The following is an 11,887-nucleotide window of genomic DNA, read 5'->3' as shown; positions in this document are numbered from 1 at the left end:
AGACGCGGGGAGGTGGTGGTGTTATAATCGCGAATGTTGCGAGTCTGGATCTGTTCCAGGCTCAACCCATATGGGAAATCCCGGTTTATAGGTCTCTTTTTTCAGGAGTTCACGTAATGGAAAAATTGTTGCTCAAAACGAAGCGCGGCTTCACGCTGATCGAACTGCTGGTAGTGATTGCTATCATCGCTATCTTAATTGCCTTACTGTTGCCAGCCGTTCAACAAGCCCGTGAAGCAGCCCGCCGCTCAACCTGCAAAAACAATCTTAAGCAGATTGGATTGGCTTTGCATAACTATCACGATAACTTCAGAGCGTTTCCACCGGGAGACGTCAGGAGAACCTATGGTACGGGAGTCACATCCTGGACTACCAGCCAACTCGGCTGGATTCCCCGGATTCTACCCTTCCTGGATCAGGCAACGGTTTACAATCAAATCAACTGGGAAATGGAGCACGGCGTCAGTGCCGCCCCTAACAATGCCACTCGCAGTATAAAACTCCCTTCAGTGCGTTGTCCCAGCGATTCATCACGTCAACCCTCTTCAACCTATGGTCCTACAAATTACATGGCCTGCAGAGGTACTTCGACTAACTCTGGTAACAATAGCACTAACTCTATGTTTAGCATGAATAGCATAGTCAGAATTCGTGATGTGGAAGATGGTTTAACTAATACCATGATGGTCTCAGAAACGTTTGCAAGTGCCCCATTCTGTGACGATCAGCCAACTGGAGGGGTATGTCCAGCCAGCTGTATCACCAAGGCACCTTATACGGGATCGGCTCAACAGGGCTATTCCTGGATGTGGGCTTCTTTGTACGAATCACACTACTATGGTACGGTTTATACTCCTAATAATAAAGATATGCCGGACTGTGGTGCTGGTTCCAGTTCCACTTCAGCTCTCTTGGCAGCCCGCAGCAAGCATACTGGTGGAGTACATGTTCTACTTGGTGATGGTAGTGTCCGCTTCGCTTCGGATAATATCGATCTCACACTCTGGCGTAATATTGGGAATCACGCTGATGGTAATGTCCTGGGTGAATGGTAAGATTCGTTCGTGACTCTTTAGGTATTTAAAAATCTCCTCGTCACTTGATCCTTGATTCAAGTGACGAGGATTCTTAATTCATCCTGATTCAACTCATAAATCAAATTGGAACAACACACTATGCACAGATTTTTACTTTCCATTCTGCTTGTTACCTTTATGACTCCCTTTCATCTCGGTTGTGGTGGGGGAGATGATGTTCCCATCGTTACTGAAGAAGAAACAGTAGATCCAGTGGAAGAGCTTGATCCTGCAACAGAGGCAGCTGCAGTAAAAGAAGCACAAAAATCTCAGTAAAGCTTCAACTGTAACGGACATTTCTTTTCAGTAGAACAGCAACGGTGAGAAAGAACTCTCTACTAATAACAGGGCTCACTCTTTTTCTAGCGGTACTTGGTCGTACGCACAGCCAGTCTTTGACGAAAGTGAACCGCGCGTCTTTTATTTCGACAAAGCTGGCTAATTACTTAGCGGCGTTTGTTCTTCAGGAATAAAATTCCGCAGATAGGTGTGACACTGTTGCAAGGCAGCCAGACAGGATTCGGTTGAGTCTTCGTAAGCTCGGTCTTCTACTTCAACGCAGACCGGCCCTTGATATCCAATATCATTCAGTTGCGAGAAAAAATGGCCCCAATCGACCTGCCCCAGACCGGGCAACTTGGGGCTATGATAGTCGAGCGGATAAGCTAATATCCCGACTTCATCCAGCTTATGCTGATCGATGCGGACATCTTTAGCATGTACATGAAATAGGCGATCGGCAAAATCACGTATGGGGGCCAGATAATCCATGTGCATCCACACCAGATGTGAAGGATCATAATTCAAGCCAAAATACGGACTCGGAATATCTTCGAACATACGTTTCCAGATCGCGGGACTACAGGCCAGATTCTTACCGCCCGGCCATTCATCCTGAGTGAACGACATCGGGCAGTTCTCGATGCCGATCTGTACCTGCTGCTGTTCTGCAAATTTGATAATCGCAGGCCAGGTTTGTAGAAAACGCGGCCAATTCTCATCGACCGATTTTTTCCAGTCACGGCCGATAAATGTATTCATCCGATTTACACCCAGCATCCGGGCAGCCACAATGACCTTCTGAATATGCTCAACATATTTTTGTGCTTCTTCCAGATCGGGTGTTAACGGGTTGGGGTAATAACCCAAAGCACTGATGGAAATGCCAAACTCCTCTGCCATCTGCCGAACAGTCGTCGCCTCTGATTCGGTAAATTCTTCCGCAGAGAGATGTGTCACACCGGCATAGCGTCGGGCATCCTTACCCGCTGGCCAGCACATGACTTCCACACAGTCATAGCCGATTTCCGAAGCCGTCTGAAATACCTGACGCAAATCGTAATCAGGCAGGATCGCTGTTACAAACCCCAGTTGCATCGTATCGCTCTCCACAACAGAATGATTTAAAATGAGACCGTTGAACATCATATTTCTGAAGAGGTTATGATAATCGAGAAAGTAGAAGAGATCTACAACCGTAGATTGAATCAATCGCAAACAGCGAGATTAAAATTCTACATATGCGGAGCAAAGAAAGCCGGTACTTGAGCATCGAGCAGAAATACAAGACTGATGTAATTGAAAAGGGAGACTACCAGATCTCTTTCAAATCGAATTCATAGGTCTGAATGCGGCGGCCAGGCTCAAATTCTTCGGGAGATTCCGCCAAAACACGCACCCAGACCTGATGACCTTCATAGGTGGCTTCAATGGAAATATGACACCCTAGTTGATCATCATAATCGACGGGTAAAGCCTGCCAATGTAAAGCATGTACTTCCTCGAAGATTGCGCCGAGTTTGAGGATATCAAAGCAGAACTTGGAGGGAGCCATTACCCCATCCCATTCTCCGCCGACAATCTCGGTATTAGAAGCAAACAGACTGACTTCCCACTCGTCCCGATTTTTGTTGTGAAAGAAATGACAACCGATGGGAGATAGAACATCGACATCAGACATTAATGATGCCACGTGGTTTGCCATCGTCTTAAGCCAGGAGGGAGGAGCAGGCATCGGTAATCTTCTATCTGATATTTTTAATGGTCATCGAAAATAATAGCCTGCCAAAACAGAAATCCGAGAAACAATTCGATTCGTGTCCAGAATTGATACCAGGCCCAGAATGTATACCCGATAGTATTTCATTGACTCAAAAAATTGCAGGACCTCGTCTCTAACGATATCATTCAAAGCTTGTATCATCTTGATGCAAAGAGTTATCAGCATCCAGAATGACTCGAGCACATCCCTCGTTCACTGGGTGTACTTTGACCCAGTTGATCATCTCATTATGTAACGTTTAACGCAAAAGAAATGCCAAAATCATTTGCCAGTCAGGATTAACGAAAGACACCATAAAAAATTCGAAAAAAGAGGCCTATTCAGATATGCCAGACCATTATTTTAGAATTTTGATCAGGAGTTTCTTTAGATTGATAAGAAATCTGGCTTAAGAGACTTGAGCCTGTAAAGAAAATGAAACACCTTTGATCATCGAAATGATCAAAGGTGTTTACATAACTGTATTAGGAATTTGATACCAGAAACCGGTTCTCTCCTAACTGGACAAGAGACCGTTGATCATCATGATGGCAGCAGGGCCGACCAGTACGACGAAAATTCCGGGAAAAATAAACAGCACCAGAGGAAAAATCATTTTCACAGCAGTCATCGCGGCCTGTTCTTCTGCCAACTGACTCCGTTTCACTCGCATACTGTCTGACTGCACTCTCAATGCCTGGGCAATCGAAGAACCAAACTTATCCGCCTGAATCAGAATCGCCGACAAGGCGCGCATATCGTCAACACCGCTCCGAATTCCCAAATCATGTAATACTTCCCGCCTCTGTCGTCCCATCTGCAATTGCAGATTACAAAGAGCAAATTCGCTACACGCATCGGGGGCAGTGTCTTCCAACTCTTCAGACACCCTTCTCATCGCAGCATCGAGTCCCAGCCCTGCTTCAACACAAACAACCAACAGGTCTAAGGCATCTGGTAAAGACAGGAAAATTCGTTCGATACGTCCTTTTCGCAGGATCGCCAAAACGATTGAAGGAAGATAAAATCCAATACCCCCGCCAATCACGAGAGAAGTCCAACCATTTTGGGCCATTCCAAATTTGTAAAAACCATAACTTGATCCTAGTACTAAGCCCAACAGACCCAATGCCACTTTCAACGAAAGATAGATTGACGGTGCATTCTCAGAATTATACCCGGCATTGGCCAGACGCACCTTTAACTGGCTTTCTTCCAGTTCTGACTTGGGCGTCAATGCTTTAGAAAGCGTGGGTGCAGCCTTCTCCAAGAGACTGCCACCAGTCTGAGCCTGGTCCGGGCCATTTCGCAAATGCGGATTGCGCAACTCATCCAGCCGCTCGGTGGTACGAGATTTATCAGAATTGAGTTTATTGATTAATGCAAAAACACCAATAATCACCATTCCAAAAATCGCCCACGGTAATAGTTGAACAAAGTCCATGATTCACTCTCCCACGCACAGCTGCAAAAGCTGGCTACAATTTTTCTCAAATAGTATTAATCAATTCAATGTTTGAAAGGTTCTATAAATCAAATCTTGATGTTAATAATTTTCTTAATCCACAAGGCCCCCAGGACCTGCAGAACAATTCCACCGGCAATCATCTTCCGTCCCAGTTCATCTGTAAACAACAGCATGACGTATTCGGGATTCAGATAATACACGGCAAAAAACAGGGCAATCGGTAGAGCCATCAAAACAACTCCACTGATTCGACCTTCTCCGGTCAAAGCTTGAACTTGCCCCATAATCTTGAAACGCTGCCGAATGATGTGACCAATTTTGTCCAAAATTTCAGCCAGGTCGCCTCCAGCCTGTCTTTGAATCACAACAGCAGTCACAAAAAATTTCAAATCCAGGTTAGGCATCCGTTTCAGCATACTTTTTAATGCTTCATCGATGGGAACGCCCAAGTTTTGTTCTTCATACGCTAAGGCGAATTCCGTTGAAATCGGGGCAGGCATTTCCTGTACAACCACGCTCAACCCTGATGACAAACTATGGCCAGAACGTAAGGCACGCCCCACCAGTTCCAGGGCATCCGGTAGTTGATGTGCAAATTTTTTGAATCGTCGGTTCCTGCAGAACAGCAACCACATAAAAGGACATGCCCCTGTTCCCAATGCTGCAACAGGACAGAAAGGCCCGGGAGCATTCGTAAACCAGGCTAACGCAAATCCTACTGATGCGGATACACCAGTCATCAATAAAAAAGTATCGGCCTTAAAGGGAGCTTCTGCCTGTTCAAGTAACAGCTTGAGATTTCCAAGCTTCTCTAAAAAGTGAGCAACTTGATCTGAAAGACTGTTCAAACCACCTTTGACAAATTCCTCTTTCATTAACGAAGCGGATTCATCGACTGCCTTTTTTTTACCCGTGATCACCGCCAGACGATCTTCAGCCTTGCTGGACGAGAAATCCTTGAACACAAACATGGCAGCCCCTACTAAAGCCATCATGCCAAAAAATGCAGCGATTGAGATGATAAGTGTTTGATCCATCTCTGATTACCTTTTACTCTAAATGATCTGTTTTTGCTTTGATTCAATTCTGATTAATCAACTGAAAAGTATTAACCCTGTAAAACACGATTGGCAAACAGGTTCGATGGTAGACGAACGCCTGCAGCTTCAAGTCGATCCATGAAGGCAGGGCGAACACCGGTCGCTTCAAAGTGACCAAAGGCTCTACCATCTGCATCAATTCCATCCTGAATAAACAGGAAAATATCCTGCATAATGACTGTATCTTGTTCCATATTCAAAACCTCTGTGATATGAGTCACTTTGCGAGGTCCGCCTTGCAAACGGTTGACCTGAATGATCAGATCGACGGCTGATGCAAATTGCTGTCTTAGCGCTTTGAGAGGCAGTTCGACTCCCCCCATCGTGATCATGGTCTCTAATCGAGAAACAGCATCACGAGGAGAGTTAGCGTGAATGGTAGTTAAAGAACCTTCATGCCCTGTATTCATAGCCTGAAGCATGTCCAGAGATTCGGCACCACGACATTCCCCGATAATGATTCGGTCAGGTCGCATACGTAATGCGTTTTTCACGAGATCGGTTGCTGTAATCTGCCCTCGCCCTTCGATGTTAGGTGGACGCGTTTCTAACCGCAGAATATGGTCCTGCTGCAACTGGAGTTCTGCTGCATCTTCGATGGTGATCACACGGTGGTCACTTTGAATGAAGCTGGAAAGTGTATTTAAAAGCGTGGTCTTACCAGAACCGGTACCACCACTGATAATGGTATTTACGCGTGCCTTGATGGCACCTTCCAACAGCATCGCAATTTCAGGAGTAAAAGCACCAAATCGCAGTAAATCTTCCAGTCCCAGCGGATTGGAACCAAATTTACGAATGGTCAACGAAGGACCATCCAACGCCAGGGGTGGAATGACGGCATTTAAACGAGATCCATCGGGCAAACGTGCGTCTACCAGCGGAGAGGTTTCATCAACGCGTCGACCGACTTTGGAAACAATTCTGTCAAGAATCTGCAGCAAATGCTGATTGTCGCGAAACACAACATTCGAGCGTTCAATACGTCCGTCTTTTTCGACAAAGACATGCTTGGGACCGTTGATCATGATATCGGCAATAGACTGATCTTTCAGCAGCAGTTCCAAGGGTCCAAAGCCAAACGTTTCATCCAGAATTTCCTCGATCAAACGCTCACGTTCCGAGCGGTTGAGTAATGGATTTTCGGTATCGCATAAGTGCTCAATCACCAGACGAATTTCGCGTCTTAGCGAATCACCTTCCAGATCTCCAACGCGAGTCAAATCAAGTTTTTCGACCAGCTTACCGTGAATGAGTCGCTTCAGGTCATCAAACGCCATATTTTGATCAACTGGGGAAATGCCAGTACCAGACATAGTTACTTCACTCCTTCAATGTGTATTTTCTGATTGAAAACCAGTCATGCCTGCTTTATCTCTTCCTCAGGCGTGCTATTTTGAAATTGATTGCGATCACCTGGTTTTCCAATTGAAATCTAGTTCATAAAACTGCCTCACGTCGTTCGAACAGTAAAAATGATGCAAAAAAACAGCATTGATTAATCAGCAAAAGCAAATTCATCGCGTCAATCGTACAGATCATAAGGATCGCTCCCGATATGCAGAATAAAATGATTGAAGCTGTCACAATCCTGACAAAAGAGCAGAACAATGAAATCAACGGCATTTGGACAGAGCGAGGTAGATTTTGACGTGTGCTTCAGTTGAAAATCGTTTCAAGACCGTATTCAATGCATGAACCACCTGAAATTCTGCATGAGCAAAATCAGATCTTACTACCGTTATAATCCTGAAAAGTCAGAACATTGCTTCAATTATCGATTATTGTCCCCACTTATTATGAAGCCGAGAATTTAGCCTGTCTGATTCCGCGCATTGGCCAAATCCTCAAGGACTCTAACATCGCAGCTGAGATCATTATCGTTGACGATGACAGTCCCGATGAGACGATAGAGGTCTGTAACACTTTGTCTGAATCTTATCCCGTTCGGCTGATTACCCGCAAAAACGAACGCGGACTCTCAACTGCGGTCCTCGCAGGTTTGGATGCTGCGACAGCCGAGACTCTGCTGGTGATGAAAGCCGACCTTTCACATCCACCCGAAAAAATCCCGGAACTTTACTTTACCTTGAAAAACCAGTCGGCGGATTTTGTCACTGGCAGTCGTTATGTCAGGGGCGGCTCGACAGATAAATCCTGGGGATTGTTGAGAAAACTCAATTCCAAAATCGCCACCTGGCTCGCACGCCCCTTCACAAAAGTAAAAGATCCTTTGTCCTGCTTTTTTGCAATCGATCGTCAGACTTATCTGAAAGCACGCGAATTACTTCACCCCGCGGGAGATCACATTGGACTGGAGCTGTTAGTGAAGTGCCGTTGTCGCAATGTGATTGAAGTTCCGATCAACATCGCTGACAGAACAAAGGGAACAAGCAAGCGCTCTTTCAAAGAGCAATTCCATTACGTGAAACACCTGAAACAACTCTTTGAATTTCAATACAGAAACTATGCCTATTTCATACAGTTCGCAGTAATTGGACTCTCCGGAGTTTTCGTCAATCTGGCTATGTTATCCATACTGATGAGCTGGTTGATTCGACCGATTGCCGTTGCCCTGGCAATCTGGATTTCCATGAGTACCAATTTTCTTCTCAACAGAAATATCACTTTTTCCTACGCGCGACATGCGCCAATTCTCAAACAGTATCTCTCTTACTGTGGTAGTTGCCTGACCGGTGCATTCTTCAATTGGCTGAGCACGGAGACTTTATGCCGTTCGTTTGTTTTTTTTGATCAAAGAACTCTGCTTGCAGCGTTCATCGGTATTTTGACGGGAATGGTCTTCAATTTTATCCTCTGTCGCTATCTCGTTTTCTCGAAACAGCAATCGACTTAACTTGACATACTGGACAAACACATCGCTTCATGTCTATAATTGTCAGAGTTTGAGCCAGAATCTGATCCAGATTCAACAACACTCAAAATGGTTCGCCAACTGAAATCTAGTACATCTCATTAAAACAGGAATGACTCATGACGATCGCCGACTCAATCCTACCTGAATTCGATATGGAAATGGCAGGAACCCGCAAGACACTTGAACGCATCCCCGATGATAAGCTCGACTGGAAAGCACATCCCGGTTCGAACACAATTGGATGGGTCGCCTCGCACCTCGTGGAAATAGCAGGCTGGGTTGAAGGAACATTGACAAAAGATACCTGGGATATTAATCCCGAAGGCGGCGAACCTTACAAGTCGGTTCAACTCCAGAGCCAGCAGGAAATCCTGGACCTCTTTGACGCGAATGTTGCCCAGGCCAGAAAATTAATTGAAGATACATCTGACGAAGAATTTGCCAAGTCCTGGTCACTACTTTCTGGCGGGCAGGCACTCATCACAATGCCAAAAATCGGCGTCATTAGAACCTGGGTCCTCAACCATAGTATCCATCACCGCGCGCATCTTTGTGTTTATCTGAGACTCAATAACATCCCAGTGCCTGCACTCTACGGACCATCTGGCGACGAGCAAGTCTAATCCGCTACTCATCATAAAACAATTCAAAGATTGCCCGGCTGATCACCCTGCTGCGGAGGTTGCCGTTTCTGCTGCTGAGCCACTTTACGTTGAAACTGCTCAAATGAATGCGTCAGTGAATCCAGCAAGCGGGGAATATTGGGCGCCGCCATATGTACTCGCGCGGAGACACACGAACGGGGAAAGAACGTAGTGATAAAATCAAAAGAAAACTCGGTCGCCGAATGACCAATTCTGACAGCATTCGCATAGTTTCCGCAGAGCATTTCATCGGGTAGTTTCAGTTCATCGTATAATTCTTCGGCAGATGGCGGCTTCTGTCCTGTTTCGGCGGGTTTGATGACGGTCTTCGGTTCGGATTTTTGCTCCGATTCAGACTCAGGTGTCATTGTTTCACCAACTGCACCAGTTCCCCCTGCTGAGACTCCCGATATGACATCAGAAACGGGCGGGGTCGGTTCATCAGATGCCGCCACTTCCAGACCTGTTCCCACATTGATGGATTCTGCAGAACCAGTCACCTGGGGAGGAATAGGAGTCGGTATCGTCGGAACACCAAATCGCTTTTCATAATTTGTTAAATTGTCTTTCAGAGCACGAATCATTTGAGGAACAACCCCCAATGGCAGAACCACTCGCGCGACAACCTGCTGCGGGGTAGAAATACGAAGCAGAAAATCCAGAATGAACTCGTGCCCCCCCTGTAATACAACCGCTCCCGTGCTGAAAACTCCTCGCGAAACTCCCTCGGGAACGCGTGCACTCACTTGGGAATGCCTGATTTCCTGTGTATGACGTTCCTGATTAAATTCGTCATTATTTTCTTCTGGGATTGGTTCGTCACTCATATCAACTGTTTCAATTCTTTAAGGATGCTTATTACGCTTCGGGTTGATGGAGAGTCATTCTGCTTCGAATGTGACGCAGCCATCACTCTGAAAACATGATCTCTCTAAACAGTAAACCTATGCAAACTATTCTGCACATTGTTCGAAAGAATGCAACAACCGAAACCTGATTCTATTTAGATTGAAGTGAACGTAATTCTTTCGGCAAGGGAAAACGAACCGATTCTTCCCGGATGACGGCGTTTTCCACTTCTGCCTGATAGTGATCTTCCAGATGTTGAACTAATTCCTGAACGACGACCTCCGGCGCACTGGCGCCCGCTGTTACGAGAATCGTCTCACACCCTGCAAGCCATTCGGGCACGAGTTCATCCACACCATCTATCAAATAAGCGGGCTTCCGGGCCGATTTGCCGATCTCCATTAATCGCTTACTGTTCGAACTGTTTTGACTTCCCAGTACCAGAACCAGATCTGCCTGTAACACAAGTTCGGAGACTGCCTCCTGACGATTTGTGGTCGCATAGCAGATATCTTCTTTCGGAGGACTTTCAATTTGTGGATACTTGTCCTTCAGCGCTCGAATCACTCTACCCGCTTCATCCACACTCAATGTTGTTTGAGTCAGATAAGCCAGTTTGTCATTTTCAGAAAAAGCCAAAGCCTTCACTTCTTCCGGCGTCTCAATCAATGTAATACTTTCAGGAGCTTCTCCCATTGTGCCTATGACTTCATCATGTCCTTCATGGCCAATCAAAATAATATTGTATCCTGCCTCAGCGTATTTCACTGCTTCAGTATGAACCTTGGTCACCAGCGGACACGTTGCATCGATCGTGCGAATTTTTCTCTCGCGGGCTTCCTGGCGAATGGCAGGCGAGACACCATGCGCACTGAATACGAGAATCGATTTTTCTGGAACCTCATTAACTGTATCTACAAAGGTCACTCCCAGATTCGTAAATCGATTCACAACATATTTATTGTGTACGATTTCATGATAGACATAAATACTGCTACCAAATATTCGAATGACTTCTTCAAGACATTCAATCGCCATATTCACACCCGCACAAAAACCACGGGGATTTGCTAGAATTAATTTCATCAGATCCTATCCAGTTTCACAGAAGCAGAATGAACTCGATCTGCTTCGGGGAGTTTGCAAACCATTGTGGTTGGAAGACAAGTACGAACCGATCTCTCAATAACACCAGTCGGGCAAACTCAAAACGGTCTCTGTAACTATTCTATGCAGTAAGCAAAGGTAAACCAAATCCCGGAAGTTCGATTTTCAAACTTTCAGCAAAGGAACGTCTGTAATTCGCTGATTTTCACAAGATCAGGCCTACTTCTGCAGGAATGATAAAAACGTCTTTCTAAACCGTTTTATCACTATTCGACTCTACTCCACTGGTACATTGAGCTTGCTGATTTTCTGCAAAATAAGAAAGTCGGTGTGGTTGATTAAAAAATTTACTCATGTCGATGGGTTGATGAGCTAATTAAGAATATCAAGCAATTTCAAACACCCATCAATTAAATCGCTTTCATTGCTTTTCGCATTAGAATATTGAAAATGGTATTCCACTCTTTTTAAGATCTGATATATTTCCCTCAATATTTTATGGATAAAATAGCTTCCCCCCCTCCCAGTCCCCAGGTATTGTTGTGTCAATTAAGTATCGACCAGAGATTGATGGTCTGCGTGCAATCGCCGTAGTGGCAGTCGTTCTCTATCATGCAGAGTTTGTCTTTCATGACGTCAACCCCTTTAAGGGAGGCTTTATTGGTGTTGATATTTTTTTTGTGATCTCAGGCTATCTGATCACATTAATTATCCTCCGAGAGAT

The 11,887-nt window shown here is 45.3% G+C and carries 12 protein-coding genes; 5 read left to right on the top strand and 7 right to left on the bottom strand.

Going from position 1 to position 11,887, the window contains the following annotated elements; translation table 11 throughout:
* The first annotated feature begins 116 nt into the window (after window positions 1-116).
* Window positions 117-1,055: a DUF1559 domain-containing protein gene (locus tag Q0668_RS10220; RefSeq protein ID WP_298863811.1), complete on the top strand. Its 939-nt coding sequence runs from the start codon at window positions 117-119 to the stop codon at window positions 1,053-1,055.
* A gap of 120 nt (window positions 1,056-1,175) precedes the next feature.
* Window positions 1,176-1,352 (top strand): hypothetical protein, encoded by a 177-nt coding sequence (locus tag Q0668_RS10215; protein ID WP_298863808.1) that lies wholly within the window; start codon window positions 1,176-1,178, stop codon window positions 1,350-1,352.
* Window positions 1,353-1,514: 162 nt separating this feature from the next.
* Here Q0668_RS10215 and Q0668_RS10210 read toward each other — a convergent pair whose 3' ends face one another.
* The 5 genes from Q0668_RS10210 to Q0668_RS10190 all read right to left on the bottom strand — a co-directional run bounded on the left by Q0668_RS10210 (window position 1,515) and on the right by Q0668_RS10190 (window position 7,001).
* Window positions 1,515-2,453, bottom strand: coding sequence for a sugar phosphate isomerase/epimerase family protein (locus tag Q0668_RS10210; protein WP_298863806.1), 939 nt, complete (start codon window positions 2,451-2,453; stop codon window positions 1,515-1,517).
* Between the two features lie 214 nt (window positions 2,454-2,667).
* On the bottom strand, window positions 2,668-3,090 hold the full coding sequence (locus Q0668_RS10205; RefSeq protein ID WP_298863803.1) for a hypothetical protein: 423 nt from the start codon (window positions 3,088-3,090) through the stop codon (window positions 2,668-2,670).
* 544 nt (window positions 3,091-3,634) lie between these two features.
* Window positions 3,635-4,561, bottom strand: a complete 927-nt coding sequence (locus Q0668_RS10200) for a type II secretion system F family protein (RefSeq protein WP_298863801.1) — start codon at window positions 4,559-4,561, stop codon at window positions 3,635-3,637.
* An 89-nt stretch (window positions 4,562-4,650) separates the two neighbouring features.
* Window positions 4,651-5,622, bottom strand: coding sequence for a type II secretion system F family protein (locus Q0668_RS10195; RefSeq protein WP_298863798.1), 972 nt, complete (start codon window positions 5,620-5,622; stop codon window positions 4,651-4,653).
* A 71-nt stretch (window positions 5,623-5,693) separates the two neighbouring features.
* Window positions 5,694-7,001: a CpaF family protein gene (locus Q0668_RS10190; protein WP_298863795.1), complete on the bottom strand. Its 1,308-nt coding sequence runs from the start codon at window positions 6,999-7,001 to the stop codon at window positions 5,694-5,696.
* Window positions 7,002-7,450: 449 nt separating this feature from the next.
* On the opposite strand from Q0668_RS10190, the gene Q0668_RS10185 reads away from it, so the two are divergent.
* Both Q0668_RS10185 and Q0668_RS10180 read left to right on the top strand, forming a co-directional pair.
* Complete coding sequence (locus Q0668_RS10185; protein WP_298863792.1) at window positions 7,451-8,542, top strand: glycosyltransferase family 2 protein; 1,092 nt, start codon at window positions 7,451-7,453, stop codon at window positions 8,540-8,542.
* Between the two features lie 137 nt (window positions 8,543-8,679).
* Complete coding sequence (locus Q0668_RS10180; protein ID WP_298863789.1) at window positions 8,680-9,186, top strand: DinB family protein; 507 nt, start codon at window positions 8,680-8,682, stop codon at window positions 9,184-9,186.
* 23 nt (window positions 9,187-9,209) lie between these two features.
* Here Q0668_RS10180 and Q0668_RS10175 read toward each other — a convergent pair whose 3' ends face one another.
* Both Q0668_RS10175 and ispH read right to left on the bottom strand, forming a co-directional pair.
* Window positions 9,210-10,034: a DUF3467 domain-containing protein gene (locus Q0668_RS10175; RefSeq protein WP_298863786.1), complete on the bottom strand. Its 825-nt coding sequence runs from the start codon at window positions 10,032-10,034 to the stop codon at window positions 9,210-9,212.
* Window positions 10,035-10,206: 172 nt separating this feature from the next.
* Window positions 10,207-11,142 carry a 4-hydroxy-3-methylbut-2-enyl diphosphate reductase gene (gene ispH, locus Q0668_RS10170; protein WP_298863783.1) on the bottom strand — a complete coding sequence of 312 codons (936 nt, stop codon included), beginning with the start codon at window positions 11,140-11,142 and terminating at the stop codon, window positions 10,207-10,209.
* A 569-nt stretch (window positions 11,143-11,711) separates the two neighbouring features.
* On the opposite strand from ispH, the gene Q0668_RS10165 reads away from it, so the two are divergent.
* The coding region (locus tag Q0668_RS10165; RefSeq protein WP_366918887.1) for an acyltransferase family protein at window positions 11,712-11,887 on the top strand (176 nt) is incomplete at its 3' end.

The organism is uncultured Gimesia sp. (assembly GCF_937910335.1).
Classification (GTDB): domain Bacteria; phylum Planctomycetota; class Planctomycetia; order Planctomycetales; family Planctomycetaceae; genus Gimesia.
This window is presented reverse-complemented; position numbering and strand designations above follow the sequence as displayed.